21 protein-coding genes and 1 pseudogene are annotated in these 22619 nt (G+C 75.0%); 15 read left to right on the top strand and 7 right to left on the bottom strand.

Annotated features, from left to right (window positions below; genetic code table 11):
- The first annotated feature begins 34 nt into the window (after positions 1-34).
- The 4 genes from ACIBSW_RS23595 to ACIBSW_RS23580 are packed head-to-tail and all read left to right on the top strand — an operon-like array spanning position 35 to position 5041.
- The gene (locus ACIBSW_RS23595) at positions 35-2257 is read left to right on the top strand and encodes a hypothetical protein (protein ID WP_354721985.1); all 2223 of its coding nucleotides are present in this window, start codon (positions 35-37) and stop codon (positions 2255-2257) included.
- A complete protein-coding gene (locus tag ACIBSW_RS23590; RefSeq protein ID WP_354721986.1) occupies positions 2254-2958 on the top strand; it encodes a VOC family protein in 705 nt (234 codons plus the stop codon). Before ACIBSW_RS23595 ends, ACIBSW_RS23590 begins: the two co-directional genes overlap by 4 nt.
- A gap of 38 nt (positions 2959-2996) precedes the next feature.
- Complete coding sequence (locus tag ACIBSW_RS23585) at positions 2997-4100, top strand: winged helix DNA-binding domain-containing protein (RefSeq protein ID WP_354721987.1); 1104 nt, start codon at positions 2997-2999, stop codon at positions 4098-4100.
- Complete coding sequence (locus ACIBSW_RS23580; protein ID WP_354721988.1) at positions 4097-5041, top strand: inositol-3-phosphate synthase; 945 nt, start codon at positions 4097-4099, stop codon at positions 5039-5041. Before ACIBSW_RS23585 ends, ACIBSW_RS23580 begins: the two co-directional genes overlap by 4 nt.
- A gap of 33 nt (positions 5042-5074) precedes the next feature.
- Here ACIBSW_RS23580 and ACIBSW_RS23575 read toward each other — a convergent pair.
- Positions 5075-5793, bottom strand: a pseudogene (locus ACIBSW_RS23575) (VOC family protein).
- 256 nt (positions 5794-6049) lie between these two features.
- On the opposite strand from ACIBSW_RS23575, the gene ACIBSW_RS23570 reads away from it, so the two are divergent.
- Together ACIBSW_RS23570 and ACIBSW_RS23565 are read left to right on the top strand one after the other, a co-directional pair.
- Positions 6050-6751, top strand: coding sequence for a hypothetical protein (locus ACIBSW_RS23570; protein WP_354721989.1), 702 nt, complete (start codon positions 6050-6052; stop codon positions 6749-6751).
- 26 nt (positions 6752-6777) lie between these two features.
- The gene (locus ACIBSW_RS23565; RefSeq protein ID WP_354721990.1) at positions 6778-7557 is read left to right on the top strand and encodes a lysophospholipid acyltransferase family protein; all 780 of its coding nucleotides are present in this window, start codon (positions 6778-6780) and stop codon (positions 7555-7557) included.
- Here the strand turns inward: ACIBSW_RS23565 and ACIBSW_RS23560 are convergent.
- Entirely contained in the window at positions 7534-8361 is an 828-nt protein-coding gene (locus ACIBSW_RS23560; protein WP_354721991.1) for a M55 family metallopeptidase, read from the bottom strand. The genes ACIBSW_RS23565 and ACIBSW_RS23560 overlap by 24 nt on opposite strands.
- A 125-nt stretch (positions 8362-8486) precedes the next feature.
- Here ACIBSW_RS23560 and ACIBSW_RS23555 point away from each other — a divergent pair, with 125 nt between their 5' ends.
- Positions 8487-9218 (top strand): hypothetical protein, encoded by a 732-nt coding sequence (locus tag ACIBSW_RS23555; protein WP_354721992.1) that lies wholly within the window; start codon positions 8487-8489, stop codon positions 9216-9218.
- 6 nt (positions 9219-9224) lie between these two features.
- Here ACIBSW_RS23555 and ACIBSW_RS23550 read toward each other — a convergent pair whose 3' ends face one another.
- Positions 9225-9884 carry an MSMEG_1061 family FMN-dependent PPOX-type flavoprotein gene (locus ACIBSW_RS23550; protein ID WP_354721993.1) on the bottom strand — a complete coding sequence of 220 codons (660 nt, stop codon included), beginning with the start codon at positions 9882-9884 and terminating at the stop codon, positions 9225-9227.
- 41 nt (positions 9885-9925) lie between these two features.
- Between ACIBSW_RS23550 and ACIBSW_RS23545 the strand changes: the two genes are divergently transcribed.
- A complete protein-coding gene (locus ACIBSW_RS23545) occupies positions 9926-10351 on the top strand; it encodes a pyridoxamine 5'-phosphate oxidase family protein (RefSeq protein WP_354721994.1) in 426 nt (141 codons plus the stop codon).
- Between the two features lie 13 nt (positions 10352-10364).
- Here ACIBSW_RS23545 and ACIBSW_RS23540 read toward each other — a convergent pair whose 3' ends face one another.
- On the bottom strand, positions 10365-10910 hold the full coding sequence (locus ACIBSW_RS23540) for a LuxR family transcriptional regulator (RefSeq protein ID WP_354721995.1): 546 nt from the start codon (positions 10908-10910) through the stop codon (positions 10365-10367).
- Positions 10907-13465 (bottom strand): LuxR C-terminal-related transcriptional regulator, encoded by a 2559-nt coding sequence (locus tag ACIBSW_RS23535; RefSeq protein ID WP_354721996.1) that lies wholly within the window; start codon positions 13463-13465, stop codon positions 10907-10909. Before ACIBSW_RS23535 ends, ACIBSW_RS23540 begins: the two co-directional genes overlap by 4 nt.
- Positions 13466-13661: 196 nt before the next feature.
- Between ACIBSW_RS23535 and ACIBSW_RS23530 the strand changes: the two genes are divergently transcribed.
- From ACIBSW_RS23530 to ACIBSW_RS23500, 7 genes are all read left to right on the top strand, one after another.
- Entirely contained in the window at positions 13662-15185 is a 1524-nt protein-coding gene (locus tag ACIBSW_RS23530; RefSeq protein WP_354721997.1) for a dynamin family protein, read from the top strand.
- Complete coding sequence (locus tag ACIBSW_RS23525) at positions 15182-17023, top strand: dynamin family protein (RefSeq protein ID WP_354721998.1); 1842 nt, start codon at positions 15182-15184, stop codon at positions 17021-17023. Before ACIBSW_RS23530 ends, ACIBSW_RS23525 begins: the two co-directional genes overlap by 4 nt.
- Positions 17020-17613: a hypothetical protein gene (locus tag ACIBSW_RS23520; protein ID WP_354721999.1), complete on the top strand. Its 594-nt coding sequence runs from the start codon at positions 17020-17022 to the stop codon at positions 17611-17613. The genes ACIBSW_RS23525 and ACIBSW_RS23520 overlap by 4 nt, the downstream gene beginning before the upstream one ends.
- 81 nt (positions 17614-17694) lie before the next feature.
- On the top strand, positions 17695-19068 hold the full coding sequence (locus tag ACIBSW_RS23515) for an MFS transporter (RefSeq protein ID WP_354722000.1): 1374 nt from the start codon (positions 17695-17697) through the stop codon (positions 19066-19068).
- Positions 19069-19089: 21 nt separating this feature from the next.
- The gene (locus tag ACIBSW_RS23510) at positions 19090-19446 is read left to right on the top strand and encodes a GntR family transcriptional regulator (protein WP_354722001.1); all 357 of its coding nucleotides are present in this window, start codon (positions 19090-19092) and stop codon (positions 19444-19446) included.
- Positions 19447-19549: 103 nt separating this feature from the next.
- A complete protein-coding gene (locus tag ACIBSW_RS23505) occupies positions 19550-20200 on the top strand; it encodes a hypothetical protein (protein WP_354722002.1) in 651 nt (216 codons plus the stop codon).
- Between the two features lie 17 nt (positions 20201-20217).
- On the top strand, positions 20218-20799 hold the full coding sequence (locus ACIBSW_RS23500) for a TetR family transcriptional regulator C-terminal domain-containing protein (protein WP_354722003.1): 582 nt from the start codon (positions 20218-20220) through the stop codon (positions 20797-20799).
- On the opposite strand, the gene ACIBSW_RS23495 is transcribed toward ACIBSW_RS23500, so the two are convergent.
- Both ACIBSW_RS23495 and ACIBSW_RS23490 read right to left on the bottom strand, forming a co-directional pair.
- Positions 20783-21601, bottom strand: a complete 819-nt coding sequence (locus tag ACIBSW_RS23495) for an undecaprenyl-diphosphate phosphatase (protein WP_404799434.1) — start codon at positions 21599-21601, stop codon at positions 20783-20785. The two genes, ACIBSW_RS23500 and ACIBSW_RS23495, sit on opposite strands and share 17 nt — an antisense overlap.
- A 74-nt stretch (positions 21602-21675) precedes the next feature.
- A complete protein-coding gene (locus tag ACIBSW_RS23490) occupies positions 21676-22614 on the bottom strand; it encodes a tyrosine-type recombinase/integrase (protein ID WP_404799433.1) in 939 nt (312 codons plus the stop codon).
- Positions 22615-22619: the final 5 nt, after the last annotated feature.

Genomic DNA, 22619 nt, shown 5'->3' with positions numbered 1-22619 from the left:
GATGCGGCACCGGTCAGGTCCGATGTTGATTGTCGTGTCGGGGCTGTTCGCGGTGGCTGTCCAGGTCGCCACCGGCGGGGTCCCCGGGTGGGCGTGGCTGGTTGTCGGCCTGCTCGCGGTTGTCGGGGTCGGTGTCGCGGTGGTGCAGTGGCGTCGCGGCGCGTCCTCGGCGGTGGCCTCTCCCCCGGGGCCGCCGCGGCCGGCGGAGTTGCCGGCGGCTCCGGTGCTGGTCGGGCGGGCCGAGGAGCTGGCCGAGCTGGAGGCGGCCGTGTCGGGCGGTGCGCGGCTGGTGGTGGTCGCCGCGGCGCCGGGTACGGGTAAGTCGGCGCTGGCGTCGCGGTTCGCCCAGGATGCGCGCGACCGGTATCCGGACGGGCAGTTGTTCGCCGAGCTGCGGGGTGCCGACGCCGATCCGGTGCCGCCGGAGGCGGTGCTGGTGCGGTTCCTGCGCTCGCTGGGGTGTCCGGACGACGAGCTGCGCGGTGACGTGGTGGAGCTGGCGGCGCGGTTCCGGTCGGTGGTGGCCGGGCGGCGGGTGCTGGTGCTGCTCGACGACGCGCGGGACGCGGCGCAGGTGCGGCATCTGCTGCCGGGCGGCGCGGACTGCCTGGCGGTGGTGACGAGCCGGGGGTCGTTGTCGGATCTGCTGGGTGCCTCGGTGCTGGCGCTGGGCGGCCTGGAGCCGGGGTCGGCGCTGGAGCTGCTGGCGGTGGCCGCCGGTGGCGGCGGGCGGGTCGCGGCGGATCCGGAGGGTGCGCGGCGGGTGGCCGGGTTGTGTGACTTCTCGCCGCTGGCGGTGCGGATCGCCGGTGCGCGGTTGGGCGGGCGTGCGGGGTGTTCGGCGGCGGAGCTGGCGGACCGGCTGGACGGGTCGCGGGCGGTGCGGGTCGGGTACGACGGGCTGACGGCGGTCGAGCAGGTGGTGTTCCGGCGCGTGGGTGGTCATCCGGGTACGTCGCTGGGGCTCGGTGCGGCGACGGCCCGGTGTGACCTCGACGAGGATGTGGTGGCGGAGGCGCTGGAGCGGCTCGTCGCCGTGTTCCTGGTGGAGTCGCCGGCTCCGGAGCGGTACCGGGTGCATGAGCTGCTGCGGTCGGTGGCGCGGGAGCTGGCCGGCGACGACGAGGTGGAGTGCCTGCGGCGTCAGGTGCGGTGGCTGACCGAGCGGGCGCGGCCGGGTGCGTGGCTGGAGCGGGAACGGGAGAACGTCGTCGCCGTGCTGCACGCGGCGGTGGCCGCCGGCCTGGCGGAGCCGGCCAAGGGCCTGGTGGTGGCGGTGCATCCGCTGGTGACCGGGGCGGGCGAGCACGCGTACCGGTTGCGGCTGTGGCAGGCCGGCGCGGCGGCCGCGGCCGCGAGCGGCGACGAGGGTTTCCGGGTGCGGTCGCTGCGGTGGGTGTCGCACGCGTACGGGATGGCGGGCCTGGTCGATCTCGAGTTGCCGGCGGCGGAGCAGGCGCTGGAGGCCGCGGAGCGGCTCGGGTCGAATGTGCGGGAGGTGGCGCTGGCGGCGTGGCGGGTCGGTGACGCGCTGCGGGCGCAGGACCGGTTCACCGAGTCGGAGGCGGCGCTGCTGCGGGCGCTGGATCTGCTGTCCGGGCTGGGTGCGGTCGACGACGAGGTCGAGGTGCGGCTGGCGCTGGGGACGCTGTACAACACGTTCTCGAAGCCGGCGCGCGGCGTCCCGGTGCTGGCGGCGGCGGTGGAGCTGCTGCCGGCCGAGCCGTCGGAGGTCCGCGGGTGGACGGTGCTGTGCCTGGGGGTGGCGCACAAGCTCGGCGGTGACCTGGCCCGGGCGCGGGTGTTGTGCGTCGACGCGCTGGCGGTGGCGCGGCGCCTCGGTGACGACCTGTTGCTCGGCTACTGCCTGCGGGAGCGGGGCCTGCTGTCGGCGCAGGAGCGGGCGTTCGCGGCGGCCGAGCGGGACCTGCGGGCGGCGCTGACGGTGTTCGAGCGGCTGCGTGACGGCGGCGGGGTCGGCGGCGCGCACGGTGCGCTGGGCGAGGTCGCCGACATGCAGGGGCGGTGGGCGCAGGCTCTGGAGCAGTACGACGCGGGTATCGCGCAGTTCGCGCGGCTCGGGATGCGGGTGCGTGAGGGTGAGCTGATGCTGCACCGCAGCACGGTGCTGCGGATGCTGGGCCGCGAGGAGGAGGCGGGGCGGGCGCGGCTGCGGGGTGCGGCGCTCATCGGTGACGCGCCGGCCCGGCTGGGGCCGGGCCTGGTGCGGCGGCTGAGTGAGACGGAGGAGCGTTGAGCGGTCCGCGGTGGGTGACGGGTTTCCTGGATTCGCCGTCGCGGGTGGCGGAGCCGTTCTGGCGGGCGGTGACCGGGTCGGGGTTGTCGGCCCGGCGCGGGCCGGGCGGGGAGTTCGCGACGTTGCTGCCGGGCGACGGGGACGCGTACCTGAGGGTGCAGGTCGTCGGGGACGGCCCGGCGGACTGTCATCTGGATCTGCATGTGGAGGACGTGGCGGCGCAGGCGCGCCGGGTGGTGGGTCTGGGCGCGGACGTGGTGCTGGCCGACGGGGAGCTGGTGGTGCTGCGCTCGCCGGCGGGGTTGCGGTTCTGCCTGGTGCCGTGGCGGGGTGAGGCGGTGCGGCCGGCGGGCGGCCGGGCCCTGGTCGATCAGCTGTGCCTGGACGTGCCGCGCGCCGTCTTCGACGGCGAGGCGGATTTCTGGGCGGCGGCGACCGGCTGGCGGCGCCGTCCGGGCTCGCTGCCGGAGTTCGATTTCCTGGTACGCCCGGACGGGATGCCGCTGCGGTTGCTGCTGCAGCGGGTCGGCGGTGACCGGGCGGGGATGCACCCGGACCTGGCCTGCGACGACCGTCCGGCGGAGGTGGCGTGGCACGTCGGGCTGGGCGCGGTGGTGGTGTCGGCGGGCCCGCGGTGGACGACGTTGCGGGATCCGGCGGGCCGGTTGTACTGCGTCACCGACCGGCCGGTCGCGGGCTGAGGACACGGTCTGACCGCTGGGTCTGCGACCCTGGTCCGATGACCGTTCTGGGTATCCGGGCGCTCAACCGTGCGACGCTGGCCCGGCAGCTGCTGCTGGATCGCGCCGACCTGCCGGTCCTGGACGCGGTCGCGCACCTGTGCGGCCTGCAGGCGCAGGAGCCGCAGGAGCCGTTCGTGGGGCTGTGGTCGCGGCTGCGAGGCTTCGACCCGGCGGTGCTGTCGGGTCTGCTGGCCGAGCGGGGCGTGGTCCGGATCCATCTGATGCGGCGCACGATCCATCTGCTCACCGCCGCCGACACCCTGGCCTGGCGGTCGCGGCACGACCTGATGCTGCGCCAGCGGGTGCTCGGCGTCTACCGCGGTGAGCTCGCCGGGGTGGACCTGGCCGAGCTCGCGGCGGCGGGCCGGGAGGTGTTCGCCGACGGCGAGCCCCGCACGATGTCGGAGCTGGCCCGGGCGCTGGGCGAGCGGTGGCCGGCGCCGGGCCCGCGGGCGCTCGGCGAGATGGTGATCGGTGCGCTGGTCCCGGCGGTGCAGCTGCCGCCGCGCGGGTTGTGGCGGGTCCGCTCGGGTGCGCGCTACCTGCCGCTGTCGACGTGGCTGGGCCGCGACGTCGACCCGCCGGCGCCGGACGGCGGGGATCCGGTCGGTGCGGTGCTGGTGCGGCGCTACCTGGCGGCGTTCGGGCCGGCCGCGACGGCGGACCTGCGGGCCTGGTGCGGCCTGGCCGGGCTGCCGGCCGCGGTCGCGGCGGTCCGCGGCGAGCTGGTCGCGTTCCGCGACGAGCGGGGCCGGGAGCTGCTGGACCTGCCCGGCGCGCCGCGCCCCGACCCGGACACGCCCGCGCCGGTGCGGTTCCTGCCGGCGTTCGACAACGCGCTGCTGGGGTACGCCGAGCGCGGCCGGATCGTCGACCTCACCGACCGGGGCCTGTCGGTCGCCGGTCACCGCGTCGTGCTGGTCGACGGCCGGGTCGCCGCGACCTGGAACAACGTCGAGGACGGCACGGTGACGGTCGCCCCGCTGCGCGAGCTGTCGCCCGCCGAACGCGACGGCGTGGCCGAGGAGGGCGAGGAGCTGGCGTCGTTCCTGTCCGAGGGCGACAGTCGACGGGTGCGGATCGTAGCCTCGTCGCCATGATCGAACGGGTGAGGGTCGCGGTTGTCGGGGTCGGGAACAACACGTCGGCGCTGGTGCAGGGCATCGCGTACTACCGGCAGGCGGAGGGGCTGGTCGGCGTCTGTAGTCCGGAGATAGACGGCTTCGGGGTCGGCGACATCGAGTTCGTCGCGGCGTTCGCGACCTCGCCGTCCAAGATCGGCAAGGATCTGACCGAGGCGATCTTCCTCGCGCCGAACAACTTCCCCCGGCTCGACTGCGAGCTGCCGCCGGCCGGCGTGCCGGTCACCGAGGGGCTCGTCGACGAGGGCGGGATCGACCGGGTCGCGGCGGTGCTCGCCCCGGCCGACGTCCTGCTCTACTCGGCGCCCAGCGGCCGGCCCGTGACCGCGCTGGCGTACGCCGAGGCGGCCCGGAGGGCCGGGGTCGCGTTCGTCAACACCACCAGCGACGCGGTCGCCCGGGATCCGCGGTGCCTGGCGCGGTTCGCCGCCGCCGGGGTGCCGCTCATCGGCGACGACCTGGCCAGCCAGTTCGGCACGTCGGTGCTGCACGACGCGCTGCTGCGGCTGCTCGCCGAGCGCGGGCTGACGCTGGTCAGCTCGTATCAGGTGAATCTCGGCGGCACCGAGGACTTCCGCAACCTGGTGGCCAACCCCAACACCAAGAACCAGTCGAAGCTGAACGCGCTGTCGTCGGCCGACAAGGTCGAGGTGGCGCCGCTGGGCTACCTGCCGCACCTGGGCTCGCAGAAGGTCGCCCACCTCAACCTGGAGGCGCAGGGCTGGGCCGGCACCATGGTGAGCCTCGACGTGAAGCTCAAGGTCCACGACCCGAGCGGCGCCGCCGGCGTCAACATCGACCTCGTCCGCATCGCCGCGGCCGCGAAGCGTGCCGGCCGCGGCGGCTACGCGGGCGCGGCGACCCCGCTGCTCAAGTCCCCGCCGGGCAAGCCCGTCTGACGTGCGGCCGGCCGGCAGGGATCGCTTGTCGGGCTACCGCAGCGCCGCCGCGAGGTCGGCGGCGGTGTCGAACGTCGGTGCGGCCCGTTCGGTCTGTTCCGCGTCGAGACGACATTGTCGGCGCGGGCCAGCATCTGCGTCGCGGTCTCGTGGTCGTGCTGCACCATCGCCAGTTCGGCGCGGTAGACGAGCACCTCCAGGTGTTCGACCGGGTCGTCGCCGTCCTGCGGGCGGGCCAGTGTGCTGTCGAGGATGCGCGCGGCCTGCCGGGCGTCGCCCTTGGAGTCGCCCAGCACGATGGCGTTCGCCAGAGCCTTGCCGAGCCGCCCGGCGGACGGCGTCGCCGGCGCGGGTGCGGCGGCGGGGTTCTGCACGACGCGGATCCAGTTGCCGCCCGGGTCGACGACGCTGAACCCGCCCATTCCGTCGTAGTTCTTCCGCACCCGGGGCCGGGTCATCCGCGGCGTCCCGGAGACGAGGACCTTGCCGTACGCGGCGCGCATGCCGGCGGCGAAGGCCCGGTGCAGTTCCCCGATGTCCGAGACCAGCACGAGGCAGGAGCCGTAGGACTGCTCCGGGTCGAACCCGGGCATCTCGAAGAAGTGCAGATTCAGATCCTCGCGTTGCAACGCCACGTGCGGGTTGGGTTTGCGCTGCTGGTAGGTGATGTGGAAGCCGAGTACCTGGTAGAAAGCGGCGATGTCGTCGATGGACGCGCACGGCAGCAGTGGAACGGTCACCTCGTTGGCCATGGCTCCTTCCTAGGCGCCGAGGTGCGCCGCTCGCACATGGAATTGGCCGATCGTCGCCGCCGGCCGTCCGATCGTCCGAGGTGGCCGAATCCTGCCGAGCGACACACCCCGCGAGCCGCCTGGTCCGCGGCGGCGCCGGGTGACACGCTGCCGGGTACCCCTCGTGTGACCTCATTGTCGGTGGGTACTGGTAGAACTACGGCATTGAAACACGCGTTCGAGGGACGCTGTGCGCGGTAACGACGAAGGGACGACCATGGCTACGGCGGCACGCACCGGTGCGCGAGGGCTCAGCACGGACGAGTTGCAGACGATCCGGGACGGGCTCGCGGCGGGCCGGCGGCCCCGGGTGATGTTCACCGAGTCGGCGGGGCAGATCGCCGGGCAGGTCGGCCAGGTGGTGGCGCTCACCGACCCGGCCGAGTCCGACGAGTGGGTGGTGGTGCGGTTCGGCCGCGACGAGCTGCCGTTCTCCCCCGGCGACCTGCAGGTGGCGCCGAAGGGCCCGGTGAAGAAGGCCGCTCCCCCGGTCCCGGAGCAGACCCGGGCCGAGCCGGAGTTCGTCATGGACAAGCCGCTGCCGGCTCCCCCGCCGCCCGCGGCGCCCGCGCCCACGCCGTCGGCGGCGACGGGTGCGACGGCTCCGGCGCCGCGCAAGGCGCCGGGCCGGGTCGCCAAGCCGAAGCCGCCGCCGGGCCTGACCGTGACGCTGGCCTACACCGACGGCGAGTGGACGATCGCCGCCAACCAGGGCACGAAGTCGCTGGCGAAGCCCTACGTGGTCAAGCCGTCCGAGGCGATGAAGATCGTGCAGCTGGTCGATGTGCCCGGGGTGCAGGAGGCCGTCGAGCAGATCGTCTCCGCCGAGCGGGCCGAGGCGGAGCAGCAGGCCGAGCGGCTGCGGGCGGAGCTGGCCGAGATCGAGGCCCGGCTGGCGGAGTTACGCGACGCGGGCTGAGCCCGGCATGCGATCATGGCGCCCTGATGGACGTGTCATGGCGGGTGCCCTGGGTGTGGCGGGCGATGCTGCGGTTCTCCCGGATGCTGGTGCCGATGATCTGCCGGCTGCGGGTCTCCGGTGAGGTGCCGCCGGGGCTGCGGCACGGCCCGCTGATCCTCGCGGCCAACCACGTCAGCCCGGTCGACCCGGTGGTGATGGCGGCGGCGTGCAGCATCGCCGGGATCGCGCCGCGGTTCATGGCGACCGGCGGGTTGTTCAGCGCGCCGGTCGTCGGAGCGGCGATGCGGGCGGCCGGGCACCTGCGGGTCGACCGGCACACCGCCCAGGTCACCGAGGCGCTGCCGAACGCGGCCGACGCGCTGCGGGCCGGTTCGGTGGTGCTGGTCTACCCGGAGGGCCGGATCGGGCTGGACCCGTGGATGTGGCCGGAGCGGGGCAAGACCGGCGTGGCGCGGATGGCGGCGATGTCCGGGGCGCCGGTGATCCCGGTGGCGCAGTGGGACACCCACCGGGTACTGCCGTACACGGCACCGGTCGGGATCGTCGGTTCGGTGCTGCGGGCGATCCGGCACCGGCCGGTGGTGTACGTGCGCTTCGGCGAGCCGGTGGACCTGTCCGGACTGACCGGCACGGACGGCGCGCGGGCGATGCGGGCCACCGACCGGATCGTGGAGGGCATCGCCCGCACCCTCGAACCGCTGCGCGTGGACGAGCCGGAGCTGCCGCGCTATGTGGACCGCACCCGGCCGGTGGACATGGCCCGGGTCCGCAAGCGCCGCTCAGCCGGGCTTGAGCAGGGCTAGCTGCGTCAGCAGCTGCACCAGCCGGTACGCCTCCGTGATGTCGGCCGCGGTGAACGCGACGGTGCGGGCGCCCGGCGCCCGGGTCACCCCGGGGATCAGCACGGCCAGGTCGACGGTGTACGGCCCGTACAGGTCGACCTCGACCCGGACCGGCCCGGTCGCCGTCACCAGCGGCACCTGGTCGTGGCGGCGCACCGCCTTGGCGGCGGCCCGGTGCACCTGGTCGCGGGCCTCGTCGGGGTGCAGGGCGACGGCGGCGGCCTGGCCGAGGGCCCGCTTGACGGCGACGGTCAGCGCGGCCGGGACGAGGTCACGCAGCTCGGCGCAGGCGGCGTCGTCGCCGGTGATCAGCACGACCGGGGCGCCGTGGAAGCCGGCCAGGGCCGCGTTCAGTCCGATCTCGCCGGTCGACCGGCCGTCGAGCCGCACGTCGAGGATCCCTGGGCCGATGGTGTGCGCCAGCACGCCCGGCCCGCTGCCGGCGCGGGCGTGGTAGCCGACGAACAGCACCGCGTCGGTGTCGTCGTCGAGCCCGGCGAGCATGCCCAGCGGCCGCGGCCGGCCCCGCACCAGCCGCGCGCGGCGGTCGAGCTCCTCGGGCAGCAGGTTGCGGAAGGACCCGTGCGCGTCGACGACCAGCACTTCGGCGGCGGGCACGGCCTCGAGCACACCGGCGACGGCGGCGTTGACCTCGGCGGTCATCCGGGCCCGGCCGCGCTCGTAGTCGTAGCCGCCGGGGTTGGTCTCGGTGGGATGCACGATCCCCGAGATCCCCTCCATGTCGGCAGAGATCAGCACCTTCATCGCAGAGCACCTTAAACGGTCGATCGACCCCTTGAACAGCCGCCGCGTCGGGCCGGCTTCCGCGGTCGCGTGCCCGCCGCTACAGTGGCGCCCGTTCAAGATCATCTTCGGGCAGGGGTTGCGGGATGCGGGTACGACGTCTGATGGCCACCGGCGCGGCGATCCTCATCGCCGTCGGCGGTGCCGGCTGCTCCGCCGGGGGCCGGAGCGCACCTGCCGCCACCCGGGCGCCGGCTCCGATACCGTCCGATCCGTCTGCGGTGGTCGCCGCGGCGAAGGCCCGGCTCGGCACGGAGTCGGCACGGTTCGCGCTCGACTCCGGGTTCGACGACATGGCGTTCACCGGCGTGGTGAACGCACAGACGAAGGCCTGGGAGATCGTCGGCCCCGAATGGACCATCCGCCGGGTGGGAACCGATGTCTACGTGCGGGCGAGCGGCAAGACCCTCGAAGGCCTGCCCCTGTTCCAGTCCCGCGAACGGGTCGCCGCGGGCGGCTGGGCACGGACCCGCCTGCCGCGGGGGTCGCAGTACTCGTTCCTGTTCAACGATCGGTTCCCGTGGAACGGTGCCGACAACCCAGGGCTCGCCACGGATCTCACCCGGGTCGGTGGGCGTTCGTTCTCCGGCCGGGCCGTCGTGCCCGCGAAGGACGCCGGCGCGACCGCGGCGCCGGTGACGATCGACTTCGACGTGGACGAGCAGGGACGCTTCGTCAAGATAAGCTCCGGCGCCGAGATCGCGCGGGCCGTCTTCACCTTCTCCGATTTCGGGACGGCCGCCGACATCACCGCGCCGCCGCCGCAGGACGTGGCCGACGAGAGCTCCCCGTTCCTCGCCTTGATGCCGGTGTTCTGAGCCCGGTCACTCGTACCGGTACTTGAGGGCGTCGGCCTCGGTCTGCTCGATGTCGGCGATGGTCAGGTCCGGCAGCCGCAGCTGGGCCAGGGTGACCTCGGCCGAGGTCGGCTGGGCGTCGGCCGGCAGCCACTGCTCCGGCTTCCAGACCCCGCCGCGCAGGAACGACTTGGGGCAGTGCGGGTAGACCTCCTCGATGCCCACCACGAGCGCGCTGGCCGGCGGCTTGCCGACGGCGGTCAGCTGCGACAGCAGGTCGGGCCGGGTGGAGACGCAGGCCCGGCCGTTGAGCCGCAGCGTCGTGGGACGGCCCGGGATGACGAACAGCAGCGCGGCCCGGCCGGTCGCGATGACGTTCTGCAGGGTGTCCAGGCGCTTGTTGCCGGTCGCGTCCGGGATCGCCACCGTCCGGGCGTCCAGGACGGCGACGAAGCCGGCGGGGCCGCCGCGCGGGGAGACGTCGAAGTTGCCCTCGGCGTCCGCGCTGGCGACCAGGACCAGCGACGCGCAGCCGATCAGACGCCGGGTCTGCTCGGTGAGCTCGGTCAGCTGTTTGCGCACGGCGGCCTCGCCGGGCAGGTCGTAGACCCGGCGCAGCGCCTCGGAGTCGGGCACGGCGTCCAGGCGCAGCGAGTCGAAGGCACTGGCGGCGACGGTCTGCTCCATCCACCGACCCTAATGGACCTGTGCTGGCTAGGATCGGGTGCATGGCGCTCTCTCCGGAGGAACGTGAGCAATTCCTGGCCGAGCCGCACATCGGCGCGCTGTCGGTGCTCGAGCGGCCGGATCGTGCACCGCTGACCGTGCCGATGTGGTACCAGTACAGCCCGGGCGGCGAGCTGTGGGTGTCGACCGAGCTCGCCTCGCGCAAGGCCCGGGCCATCGCCGCCGCGGGCCGGTTCAGCCTCATGGTGCAGCGGACCGACCCGACGATCCGCTACGTGTCGGTCGAGGGTCCGGTGGTCCGGACCGGCGCGGGTGGCGGCGAGGCTTCGCGGGAGCTGGCGGCGCGCTACCTGCCGCCGGACAAGGTCGACGGGTACCTGGAGTTCGAACAGACGCAGGTCGGCGAGATGGTCGTCATCCACATGCGCCCGGAGCACTGGCTGTCCGCCGATCTGGGTCAGATCTGACGGCAGCGGCGGCTCAGCCGGGGGTGCGGCGCTGGCGCAGGTAGGCCAGGACCGCCTCGCGGGTGGTGCGGACGCCGAACATCGCGCGGGCCTCGGCGATCCGCCGGTTGGCGGTGCGCAGCGACAGGAACTCCGCCGCGGCCGCGGCCGCGATCGTGTCGCCGGCGGCGAGCCGGTCCAGCAGGGCGCGCTGCTCGGGTACCAGGTCGGCGACCATGTCGCCGCCGTCGGCCGGGGAGTTCGGGCCGCCGGGGCCGAGCTGCACGGTGCCCAGCCGGCTCAGGTCGTCGATCAGCGCGCGGCCCACCGGCGTCTCGGAGTCGCAGACGGCCACGATGCCGGCGCCACGGGCGGCGGCCAGCACCGCCAGTTGCAGGTTCTCCAGGTCGGTGATGCGGCCGTGCAGCACCAGCCGCGCCGAGGTGACGTCCCAGGACGGGTCGGGCAGCGCGAAGCCGGCGCGGACGGTCCAGCCGTCGCGGGTCAGGCGGCGCACGACGGTCTCGGCGTCGGCGCCGGAGGCGACGACGTGGCGGGGGGCGTCGGGCTGTCGGGTCAACGGCCTTCCTCGCGCTCGGAGTGTGTCTCGGACGCTTCGATCTGGGTCAGGGCAAGCGCGGCCGCCTCGGTGCGGGTGCGGGCGCCGAGCTTGCGCATGCCGGCCCGGATGTGGGTGTCGACGGTCTCGGCCGAGATGCCGAGCTGGCCGGCGATGCGGCGGGTCGGCTCGCCCGCGGCGACCAGCCGCAGCACGTCGGTCTCGCGGCGGGTCAGCCGGCTGCCCGAGCGCGGGCTGCGGGTGTCGCGGTGCACGTGGTGGCGGCGCAGGCCACGGCGGGCCCGGCCGGCGAGCACGACCAGGCCGGCGGTGTCGGCGAGGTGTTCGGCGCGCAGCAGGGCCGCGACGGCGCGTTCCGGGTCCTGCTCGTGCAGGCCGGCGGCGAGCAGGCAGCGGATCTCCTCGCGCAGGGCGACGCCGGTCCAGGTGTCGGCGGCCGCGGCGAAACCGGTGCCGGTCGCCCACGCGGTCAGCGTGCGGCGGGCCGCGGTCGGCAGGCCCGCGGGGATCTCGGGTGCGGGGGTGTCCAGGTCGAACGCCGACGCGTACGCGGCCCGGGCGGTGGCGCCGCTGTCGTAGGCGGCCCAGCGGGCGGTGATGTGCCGCAGCCCGGTGAGCAGGCCGGCGGTGGTGGTGCCGGACGGCTGGGCGGCCCGGTCGGGCTGGCCGTCGAGCCAGGCGGCCTCGCGCGCCACCCAGGCGGTCGCCGGGTGCCCGTCGGGGGTGGCGAGCCGGCCGCGGGCGGCGGCGAGCAGGCCGGTGTCGGCCTCGACCAGGGCGGTCGCGGCGGTGGCGTAGCCGCGGGCGTCGGCGGGCAGGGCCCGGTCGGTGAGGTCGGCGGCGCGGCGCAGCGCCCGGTCGGCGGCGTCGCGGGCCGGCATCGACTCCGCGTCGATGGCGGCGAGCGGGTCCGCCGCGGGCGCGGGTTCGCGGGCCGCGGCCGCCGACGCGGCGATCATCGCGCCCTGCAGCACCTCGGCCCAGTCGCACACCGCCAGAAACCGGGTCTGCCAGCTGTACGCGAGGTCGGCGGCGCAGGCCGCGGCCGCGTCCCGGGCCACCGTCGCGGCCTGCGCCAGCCGGCCGTCGGCGACCAGGTGCTCCACCAGCAGCCAGGCGCTCCACCGCCCGGCCAGCCGGTCGGTGCCGGTGCCGGCGGCGGCCGCCAGCTCGGTGTCCCAGCCGGGTACCCGGTGCGCGGCGCGGACCGCGGCCAGGGCCGCGGCGACGCCCGGCGGCGGCGCCGGGTAGCGGGCCGCGATCTTCTCCGCGGCGTCCAGGGCGCCGGCCGGGTCCGCGGCCAGCTCGGCCAGCAGCAGGATCCGGTCGCGGGCCGCGACCACGGTGCCGCCGGCCGCGTCCGGCACCGGGCGCACGGCGGCGCGGGCGCCGGCCGGGTCGCCGGCCTGCAGCAGGGCCTCGCCGCGCAGCACGTCGGCCTCGACGCCGAGCGGGCCCGGCGTGGTCAGCACCCGCGCCGCCGGGTGTGGCCGGCCGGCGGCCAGCAGCGCGTCGGCGGCCGCGATCCGCACCCGCGGGCCGACGGTGACGCCGGGCAGTTCGCAGGCGAACAGCAGCAGCCCGGCGCGGTCGCCGCCGGGCTTGTCGGCGGCGGTCAGCGCCCGCCGGTACGCGCCCGCGTGGTCGCCGGCCGCGGCCAGGTGCCGGGCCGCCTCCGCGTCGGGGGCGCGCTCGGCCAGGGCGCGGTGCAGGTCGGTGCGGGCCGCCGCGTCGAGCAGCCCGGCGGCGGTCTCGGCGAAGTACGCCGACACCGGGGCCAGCCCGTCGTCGCCGTCGACGACGAGCCCGGCCTCGAGCAGCTCGGCGGCGCCGGGGCCGAGCAGGGCGGCGGGTGCGGGCCGGCCGAGCAGCCCCAGCGCGGCGAGGGCGGTGCGGGCGGGCCGGGGCAGGTCGGCCAGGGCGGTCGCGATCGCGTACGCGACCTGGTCGATGTCGGTGTCGGGTGCGCCGCGGCCGGCGCCGGCCTGCCGGGACAGGGCGGTGACCGCCAGGGGGTTGCCGCCGGCGCGGCGTACGACGGCGGCCAGGGCGTCGTCGGTGAGCTGGCCGCCGACGCGGCGGGCCAGGTCGGTGGCGGTGACGGTGTTCAGCGGCGGCACGTCGAGCCAGGCGGTCGCGGCCGAGCGCAGCGCCGCGACCGTCTCCTCGTCGAGGCGGTGCGGTGCGCGCAGGGCGACCAGCACCCGCACGTTCCGGGCCAGGTGCGGCAGCGCCGCGAGGGTCGCCGGGTCGGCGTACTGCAGGTCGTCGAGGATGAGCAGCCCGCCGCGGACCCGGGAGCGGACGGCCTCGGCGAGCAGCGGCACGTCGTGGGTGGGCAGCCGGGCCTTGACGGCCCGGGACAGGGCCAGCGCCGGTACGGCGGCCAGCATCGCCAGGCCGCCGCCGGCGTGCACCGGGCCGGGCGCGACGGCGGCGATGCGCCGCAGCAGCGTGCTGCGCCCGGAGCCGGGCGCGCCGGTGAGCATGACGAGGCCCGGGCGGCGCACGTGCGCGGCGGCCAGCCCGGCCAGGTCCTGCTGTGCCACCGGCATCCCCTTGTCCCGATGCCCGCCGACCGGGTCCGTGCCCGGCTGGCACGAACACGGGATCTGCGTCGCCTCGTCGGTCCGTAGTCTGTGGTGCGGCAGGCATCCCGCCCTGCCCGCGAACGGGAAGGGTGGCGACTGTGTCCAGGACGTCGGCCGCGGTCAGCACATTCTCGCTGACGGTGTGCTCGGCTGACGAGTCATGACCGTCGGCCCGCTCTCCGCCCGCGTAGCTACCCTCTGTGACGAAATCGTGGCGCGGGTCGGTCCGCACGCCGGTGGCCAGGCGCTTCAGGTCCGTGATCGGTTGTCCGAACCCTTACGCGTCGCAATCGCCGGTCGGCTGAAAGCCGGAAAGTCGACACTCGTCAACGCGCTCATCGGGCGCCGGGTGGCCCCGACGGCGGTCGGTGAGTGCACCCGGGTGGTCACCCGGTTCCGCTACGGCAGCGCCGACCGCGTCGACGTGGTGCGCCGCGACGGCACCCGCTCGAGCCTGCCGCTGGGCGACGACGGCATGATCCCGCAGCGGCTCGGCGTCGGCGCCGCGCGGATCGCCTATGTCGACGTGACGCTGACCAGTGAGAAGCTGCGCGACCTGACCGTGGTCGACACGCCGGGCCTGGCGTCGACCGACACCGGGGTCAGCGCCCGGGCCGCGGCCGAGCTCGGCGAGAGCACCGCGCCGTTCGACGCCGACATCGACGCCGACTCCGCCTCCGAGGTCGCCGCCGCCGAGGCCGTCGTCTACGTCTTCACCCAGGCGGTCCGCGCCGACGACGTGCGCGCACTGGAGGCGTTCCGCACCGCGTCGGCCCGGCTGGCCAGCAGCCCGATCAACGCCCTGGGGGTGTTCGGCAAGGTCGACACCCTGGTCGGCGGCGCCGCGGATCCGTGGCCGGTCGCCGGGCCGCTCGCCGAGCAGCAGGCGGCGCTGCTGGCCCGTACCGTGTCGGAGGTCGTGCCGGTGGTCGGCCTGCTCGCCGAGACCGGCGAGGCCGGGCGGCTCACCGCCGCCGACTGCGCCGCGCTGCGGACCCTGTCCGCGCTGCCCGCCGACGAGCTGCGGGTGCTGCTGGCCTCGGTGGACCTGTTCCGGACCCGGCCCGCGCCGGTCGGCGCGCAGCACCGCGAACGGCTGCTCGGGCTGCTCGACCTCTACGGCGTCGGTTTCGCGTGCTCGCAGCTCGCCGCCGAGCCGCGGCTGGGCACCGGCGAGCTGGTGCGCCGGCTGGTCGGCGCGTCGGGCTTCCCCCGGCTGCGCAACACCCTGGAGCAGACGCTGCGCTGGCGCGCCGACGCGATCAAGGCCGGCTGGGCCCTGGCCCGGCTGGAGCGCATCGCCGGCCACGAGGGCGACCCGCGCGACCGGGAGGCGCTGCGCGACGCCACCGAACGGCTGCTGCGTGAGCCCGCCTACCACCGGCTGCGGCTGCTGGAGGTGGCGCAGCGGGTCGCGACCGGCGCGGTGCCGCTGCCGGCCGCCTGGGAGCGGGAGCTGACCCGGCTGGCGACCTCCGAGGACCCCCGGTGGATCCTGCGGCTGCCGGACGCCGCGACCGACGAGCTGAGCGCCGCCGCGGTCGAGGCCGCCAACCGGTGGCGGGTGTACGCGGTCGCCGGCGCCGGCCCGGCGCAGTCGCGGGTGGCGCAGGTCGCGCACCGCGGCTTCCACCTGCTGGCGCAGGCCGTCCGGGAGCAGGCCGGTCAGGGGCGGCCGCGGTGAGCCTGGCCAAGGACCTCGACCTCGCCGTCCGCGACGCCCTGGCCGCGGTGCGCACCGCCGACGCCGACGCGGGCGCGGAGCTGGCCGAGCGGCGCCGCAGCCAGCTGACCCGGCCCGTGATCGTGCTCGTCGGCGAGACCAAGCGGGGCAAGAGCTCGCTGCTCAACGCCCTGCTCGGGGTGCCCGGCCTGTCACCGGTCGACGCGGCCGTCGCGACCGCCGCCTACCTGCACTTCTCCCCCGGCACGCGCGCGTCGGCGGCCGCGTACGTGCCGGGCGCGCCCGAGCCGGTGCCGGTCGACGTGGCGCGGCTCGCCGACTGGGCCACCGGCGGTGAGCCGCCCGGCGGGGGCCGAGCGCCCCGGCGCCTCGAGGTCACCCACCCGGCGCCGCTGCTGCAGTACACCAGCCTGCTGGACACCCCGGGCGTCGGCGGGCTCGACCCGGCGCACACCGCCGTCGCGCTCGACGCGGTCGAGCGGGCCACCGCCCTGCTGTTCGTCGCCGACGCGTCCGCGCCGCTGTCGCAGCCGGAGCTGGACTTCCTGTCGGCCGCCAGCGAGCGCGTCGACGCGGTCGTGTTCGCCCTGACGAAGATCGACGCGTTTCCGGGGTGGCGCAGCATCGCCGAGGACAACCGGGCGCTGCTGCGCGCCCGGGCGCCGCGGTTCGCCGACGCGCCCTGGTTCCCGGTCTCGGCGCGGCTGGCCGAGCTGGCGCTGAGCATGCCCGCCGGCGAGCAGGCCGCGCTGGTCGGCGCGGCCCGCATCGCCGAGCTGCAGCACGCCCTGGTCGAGCTGGCCGGGCGCGGCCACCAGCTGCAGCTGGCCAACGTGCTGCGGGCCGCCCGCAGCGACCTGGCCCGGCTGGAGGCGGCCGCGGAGGCCCGGCTGCGGGCCAGCGACGCCGACCCGGCCGAGGTCGCCCGGGTACGCGCGCAACGCTCCGCCCTGGCCGCCCGCAAACGCACCGAGTCGCGGCAGTGGGCGCTGCTGCTCAGCGCCGAGACGCAGCGGGCCCGGGTCGAGGTCGTCGGCCTGCTGCGCACCCGCGTCGCCGCCGTGCAGCAGGAGTTCGGCGCCCGCATCGACGCCGCCCGCGGCGAGGCACTGGCCGCGCTGCCGGACCAGGTCGACGCCGAGCTGCAGGCGGTGGCGGTGCGCCTCTCCGACGACCTGCGGGCCACGTTCCGGCAGGTCGGCGAGCGGGTCCTGGCCCAGGTCTTCGACGACGAGGAACTCGCCGCGGTCCTGGACCGGCTCAACGCCACGCTGCGGCACGCCCTGGCGGGCGGCCCGGCCCGGGACGGCTCCGGCGACAACATGCTGATCGTGCTGTCGGCTGGCGGGATCGCGTTCATGGCCGGCCGCGGCGCGGTCCTGGGCGCCTCGGCGTTCGGGATCGGCTCCGCCGTCGCCGGCGGGCTGCTGATCCCGGTCGCCGGGCTCGGCCTCGGCCTGGCCGCGGGCGGGTTCGTGCTGTACCGCCGGCGGGTGCAGTCCGACCGCCAGCAGGCCCGCGCCTGGCTGCGCGAGGTGCTGGGCGAGGCCCGCGCGGCCCTGTCCGACGAGATCTCCTACCGGTTCACCGACCTGCAGTACGCGCTCGGCGTCGCCGTCGACGACGCGGTCGAGCGGCGGCTGCGCGAACTCGACGCGCACATCGCCGACATCGACGCGGCGGTGGCCGAGGACGCCGCGGGCCGGGCCCGGCGCCGGGCCGGGGCCAACGCGGACCTGGCCGGCGTCCGGGCACAGCTCAGGCAGGTCGACGACGTACTCGCGCGGGCGCGCACCCTGGCGCCCGTGCCCGCCGAAATTTCTCAGGAGCTGACGTGAGCGACGAACACGGCTGGGCGGACTTCCACGACCCGGACGATCACTCCGATCCGGGCGCCGGGCACGACGACTTCACGCCGTCGCACGAGCCGGTCGCCGACGACGGCCCGTTCCACGACGACCTGTTCGGACACGACGACCTGGCACCGCACGACGCCGGCGGCGACGCGGACCTCGACCTCGACACCGACGGCGGGTGGGACGACGTGCACGAGCCGGGCACCGGCCACGACGACGACGCGGCCGACCACGGCGTCGTCGACGTCAGCGACGGCCACGGCCTCGGCCCGATCGGCGCCGACCCGGACGCGGCGCCGGACACCGAGCAGGTGAGCGTGTTCCCGCCGGTCGTCGACGTCGGTGCGCTGCCCGAGCCGGTCGACGGCTGGCCCTGGATCGACACCGGCAGCCTGGGGCTGTACCACGCGGGACCGGTGGACACCGGCGCGGACGCGGCGGTGCCGGCGCAGGACCTGGCCGCCTACGCGGCGCAGGATCTGCCGCCGGGCGCGGACCCGTGGGCGGCGCTGGCCGACTCCGACGACCCGGCGACCAGCACCCTCGCGAAGTGGTGGAACCAGCCGGATTGATCGACGCGTCGGCGTACCCCGAAAGGGCTTCGGGATGGCATCATCAGCGCGCCATCCCCGACGCCGCGCAGGAGCCCGCCCATGACCGCCACCACCGCCCCGGCGAGCACCCGCCGCGAACGCACCGGCTGGTACTTCTACGACTGGGCCAACTCGGCCTTCTCCACCACCGTCATCACGGTCTTCCTGGGCCCGTTCCTGACCAGCGTCACCGAGCAGGCCGCCGGGTGCGCGCTGGGCGCCGACGAGTGCGACGGCCGGGTGCACCCGCTGGGCATCACCATCGCCGCCGGGTCGTACTTCCCCTACCTGGTGTCGCTGTCGGTGCTGCTGACCGTGTTCGTGCTGCCGGTGATGGGCGCGATCGCCGACCGCGCCGAGCGTAAGAAGCCGCTGCTGGCGGCGGCCGCGTTCGTCGGCGCGGGCGCGACGGTCGCGATGGCGTTCGTGACCGGCGAACGGTACCTGCTCGGCGGGCTGCTGTTTATCATCGCCAACATCGCGTTCGGGGCGTCCGTGGTCGTCTACAACTCGTTCCTGCCGCGGCTGGCCGGGCCCGACGACCGCGACGAGGTCTCCAGCCGCGGCTGGGCGCTGGGCTACCTCGGCGGCGGCGTCCTGCTGCTGATCAACCTGGGCGTGGTCATGGCGCTCAGCGTCGACGGCGACCACCAGCGCACCCTGGACCTGGCCCGCTGGTCCATCGTGTCCGCCGGCGTCTGGTGGGCCGCGTTCACCCTGCTGCCGCTGCGCTGGCTCAAGGAGCACCCCGCCGCCGAGGTGGCCCGCCCCGGCCAGAGCGGCAACGTGTTCACCGACGGGTTCCGCCAGCTCGGGCACACCATCCGCAGCCTGAAGGCGTACCCGCTGACGCTGGCCTTCCTGGGCGCGTACCTGATCTACAACGACGGCATCCAGACGGTGATCTCGCTGGCCAGCCAGTTCGGCACCGAGGAGCTGCACCTGGAGCAGAGCGCGCTGATCGTGACGATCCTGATCGTGCAGTTCCTGGCGTTCGGCGGCGCGCTGCTGCTGGGCGGCCTGGCCACCCGGATCGGCGCCCGCAAGACGGTGCTGATCGCGCTGGCGCTGTGGCTCGGCGTCATCCTGGCCGCGTTCTGGCTGCCGGAGGGCGAGCCGGTGCCGTTCATGCTGCTCGGCGTCGGCATCGGCCTGGTGATGGGCGGCAGCCAGGCGCTGAGCCGGTCGCTGTTCAGCCAGCTGATCCCCGAGGGCCGCGAGGGCGAGTACTACGGCTTCTACGAGATCAGCGACAAGGGCACCAGCTGGCTCGGCCCGCTGGCGTTCGGGCTGGTGTTCCAGCTGACCAACAGCTACCGCATCGGCATCGTGTCGCTGGTGGTGTTCTTCGTCGTGGGTGGCATCCTGCTGGCATTGGTCCCGATGCGCCGGGCCATCGTCGCGGCCGGCAACACCCCGCCGCGGCTGCTGTAACGCTTACCCCCGGGGGGCCGGATGGACATCGTGATCGACGCCGGCTCGGCGGTCCCGCCGTACGAGCAGGTGCGGACGCGGATCGCCGAGCTGGCCGCCCGGGGTGTGCTCGCGGCCGGCACCCGGCTGCCGCCGGTGCGCCGGCTCGCCGCCGAGCTGGGCCTGGCCGCGAATACGGTGGCCCGCGCCTACCGCGAGCTGGAGCAGGCCGGCCTGGTGGAGACCCACGGCCGGGCCGGCACGCTGATCACCGCCCGGGCCGCGGGCACCCCGGAGCAGGCGCAGCGGGCCGCTCAGCGCTACGCCGAGCAGGCGACGGCGCTCGGGGTGTCCCCGCAGGCGGCGCTGGAGCTGGTCCGCGCCGCGCTGCGGCTGTGACCCTGACGCACATCACATTGCAGTTGCATTGTAAACGCGCTACCGTCGTAGCCATACAGTCGTATTGCATTCGGGCGCCACGCCTCCCACTACAAGGACGGCCATGAGCCAGACCAGCACCCCCACCCGGAGGACCGTCGGCCCACTGCTGCGCCGCGCGGCCGAGATGGAACGAGCCGCCTGGCACAGCCTGTACGTGTGGCTGCGGCGCCGGCCGCGGGTGTCGGACCCGGGCGACGCACCGTTCGCCTACGTGGGTGTGATCAAGCCGATCCTCGGCACCTTCATCGCGCTGTCCGTGGTGGAGATCCCGATCTTCGATGTCGTCGTCACCCACGTGGTGCCGTGGCACCCGGCCCGGTGGATCGTGCTCGGGCTCGGCGTCTGGGGTCTGCTGTGGATGCTCGGCTTCCTCGCCACCTTGACGGTGCACCCGCACATCGTCGGCGACCGGGGCATCCGGGTGCGCCACGGGGCAAATGTCGACTTCACCGTGCCGTGGGACGAGGTCGCGTCGGTATCCAAACGCTACCGCTCGGTGCCGACCAACAAGTCCGTGCAGTTCGAGGTACACGACGGACGCCGGGTGCTGAACGTCGCGGTCGGCAAGCAGACCAGCATCGACGTGCGGCTGCGCCGCCCGCTGACGTTCGACCTGCCGACGGGGCCGAGCGAACCCGTCGACGAGATACGGATCTACGCCGACGACGCCGACGGATTCCCCCGCGCCCGCCTGGCCGCCGCCACCGCCTAACCGAAAGCATCGGTACCGTGCCCAGGAAAGTCGATCATCAAGAACGACGGACGCTGATCGCCGATGCCCTCATGCGGGTCGCCGCGGAGCGCGGGCTGGAGGCGGTCAGCCTGCGCCACGTCGCCGCCGAGGCCGGCGTCTCGGCGGGCATGGTGCAGCACTACTTCGCCACCAAGGACGAGATGATGGCGTTCGCGATGGCCGTGGTCCGCGACCGCAGCCGAATCCGGGTCGCCGAGGCCATCGCTCGGCTGGGCGCCGCGCCACCGCCGCCGCGGCTGCTAATGCGTGCGTTCATCACCGCCGTCCTGCCGCTCGACGAGCAGAGCGGCGACGACGCCCGGGTGGCGCTGGCCTTCCTCGCCTACGCCGCGGTACACCCGGCGGCCGGGCTCCGCGAGGACACCGCCGAACTCCTGTCGTTCTTCGCCGGCCTGCTGCCCACCACCCCGGACGCCGGCACGGCCGCGGGCGGCCTGCTCGCCCTCATGGAAGGCCTCGGCCTCTACCTGATCAGCGGGCAGTACTCCGCGGGGCAGGCGCTGGCCGTGCTGGACGCGCACCTCGACCGGCTGTTCCCGGCTACTTCGGCTCGATGACGTTGGTGGCCAGCAGCACCATCAGCAGGGCGCCGAGCACCAGCCGGTAGGCGATGAACACGCTGTACGAGTGCTTGGCGATGAACTTCAGCAGCCAGGACACCGCGAACCAGCCGACGATGAAGCTGGTGATCAGGGCGACGATGGTGGGCCCCCAGCCGACGCCGCCGGAGATGTTGTCGAACTCGGTGACCGTCTGCAGCACGCTCGCGCCCAGCAGCGCCGGGATGGACAGGAAGAACGACAGCCGGGTGACCGTCACCCGGTCGAAGTCGCGCAGCAGGCCCGCCGACATGGTGGCGCCGGAGCGCGACACCCCGGGGATCAGGGCCAGGCACTGCGTCACGCCGATGATCAGCGTGTCCTTCCAGGTGATGTCCTCCTCGTGGCGGATCTGGGTGGCGGCGTGGTCGGCGAACGCCATCACGCCGCTCCACAGCACCAGCGACCAGGCCACGAACCAGAGGCTGCGCAGCGTCGAGGTGATGGTGTCCTGGAACAGCAGCCCGACGATGCCGATCGGGATCGAGCCGAGGATCACCGCCCAGCCGAACCGGTAGTCGGGATTGTCGCGCTCTCCGGAGTTCAGCACCCCGCGGAACCAGGCCGGGACGATCCGGGCGATGTCCTTGCGCAGGAACAGCACCGTGGCGATGACGGCACCGGACTGGATGATCGCCGTGAAGGCCGTGATGTCCGGATCGTCGATGTCGTAGCCGAGCAGCTTCTCCAGGATGGTCAGGTGTCCGGTGCTGGAGATCGGGAGGAATTCGGTGAAACCCTCCACCGCACCGAGGAGCACTGCTTCGAAGATGTTCAACCCGACCCCGTCCAATATCCCGACCCGCTGACCGCGGTCGAGAATAGGCGGTCGGCCTAACCGGCGCCGCGCCGGACCCGCGCCGCGGCGATCGTGTAGGCCGGGTCCCGGTCCAGGTTGTGCCGGTCCCGGTCGTAACGGCGGGTGGTACGCGGGTCGGCGTGACCCATCGCGTCCTGCACATCCTCCAGCGGCACCCCCTCGGCGCGGGCGGTGGTGGCGAACGCGTGCCGCAGCGAGTGCGGCGACAGCCGGGCCCAGCCCTCGATGCCGGCCTCCCGGGCCAAGCGCCGCACCAGCCGGAACACCGAGTGCCGGTCGACGCGGGCCCCGCTGGCCGTCACGAACATCGGCCCGTCGACCCGGCCGGCCAGATAGGCGTCCAGCGCCGCCGCCGCGTACGGGGTCAGCACCCGCCGCCGCGGCCTGCCGCCCTTGCCGACGAACCGCACACTGCGGTGCCCGCGCTCCACGCCCAGGTCGGCGACGTCCAGGCCGACCAGCTCCCCCACCCGCAGGCCCAGGTCGGCGAGCAGCGCCACCACGGCCAGATTGCGCGCCGCGGCCGGCCCCGTCCCGGCCTCCGCGGCCGTGAGCAGCGCGTCGACCTCCTCCGGGCTCAGCCCGACGGTCGCCGAATGGTCACGCGAGACCGGCGGGCGGTCCGCGCCGCCGACCGGGTTCGCCTCCACCGCGCGCAGCTTGGCGAGGAAGTCGTACCAGCTCGACAGGCCCGACAGCTTGCGGGCCACCGACGCCGGCGCCAGCGGCCGCGCCTCCAGGCCCCGCGCGTAGGCGTTGACGTCCAGGAACGACGCGCGCAGCGGATCGAGGTCACGGGCCGCGCACCAGGCCAGCCACGCGGCGACATCACGCCGGTACGCGTCCCGGGTGTGCGCCGACAGCCGCCGGTTGCCCAGCCACGCCTCGGTGAACTCCTCGGCGCTGCCGCCGACGGCGAGCGCACCACCCTGTCGGGGAACCGGCGACGACATGCACC

This window comes from Actinoplanes sp. NPDC049668 (assembly GCF_044465445.1).
Taxonomy (GTDB): domain Bacteria; phylum Actinomycetota; class Actinomycetes; order Mycobacteriales; family Micromonosporaceae; genus Actinoplanes.
The sequence above is the reverse complement of the archived record's forward strand: the minus strand, read 5'-3'. Positions and strand labels throughout refer to the sequence as shown.

Bases quoted from the DNA above. Each gene is read 5' to 3' on its own strand.
- ACIBSW_RS23585 (WP_354721987.1), top strand. From the start codon at position 2,997: ATGACCGTTCTGGGTATCCGGGCGCTCAACCGTGCGACGCTGGCCCGG.
- ACIBSW_RS23580 (WP_354721988.1), top strand. From the start codon at position 4,097: ATGATCGAACGGGTGAGGGTCGCGGTTGTCGGGGTCGGGAACAACACG.
- ACIBSW_RS23570 (WP_354721989.1), top strand. From the start codon at position 6,050: ATGGCTACGGCGGCACGCACCGGTGCGCGAGGGCTCAGCACGGACGAG.
- ACIBSW_RS23565 (WP_354721990.1), top strand. From the start codon at position 6,778: ATGGACGTGTCATGGCGGGTGCCCTGGGTGTGGCGGGCGATGCTGCGG.
- ACIBSW_RS23560 (WP_354721991.1), bottom strand. From the start codon at position 8,361: ATGAAGGTGCTGATCTCTGCCGACATGGAGGGGATCTCGGGGATCGTG.
- ACIBSW_RS23555 (WP_354721992.1), top strand. From the start codon at position 8,487: ATGCGGGTACGACGTCTGATGGCCACCGGCGCGGCGATCCTCATCGCC.
- ACIBSW_RS23550 (WP_354721993.1), bottom strand. From the start codon at position 9,884: ATGGAGCAGACCGTCGCCGCCAGTGCCTTCGACTCGCTGCGCCTGGAC.
- ACIBSW_RS23545 (WP_354721994.1), top strand. From the start codon at position 9,926: ATGGCGCTCTCTCCGGAGGAACGTGAGCAATTCCTGGCCGAGCCGCAC.
- ACIBSW_RS23535 (WP_354721996.1), bottom strand. From the start codon at position 13,465: ATGCCGGTGGCACAGCAGGACCTGGCCGGGCTGGCCGCCGCGCACGTG.
- ACIBSW_RS23530 (WP_354721997.1), top strand. From the start codon at position 13,662: ATGACCGTCGGCCCGCTCTCCGCCCGCGTAGCTACCCTCTGTGACGAA.
- ACIBSW_RS23515 (WP_354722000.1), top strand. From the start codon at position 17,695: ATGACCGCCACCACCGCCCCGGCGAGCACCCGCCGCGAACGCACCGGC.
- ACIBSW_RS23510 (WP_354722001.1), top strand. From the start codon at position 19,090: ATGGACATCGTGATCGACGCCGGCTCGGCGGTCCCGCCGTACGAGCAG.
- ACIBSW_RS23505 (WP_354722002.1), top strand. From the start codon at position 19,550: ATGAGCCAGACCAGCACCCCCACCCGGAGGACCGTCGGCCCACTGCTG.
- ACIBSW_RS23490 (WP_404799433.1), bottom strand. From the start codon at position 22,614: ATGTCGTCGCCGGTTCCCCGACAGGGTGGTGCGCTCGCCGTCGGCGGC.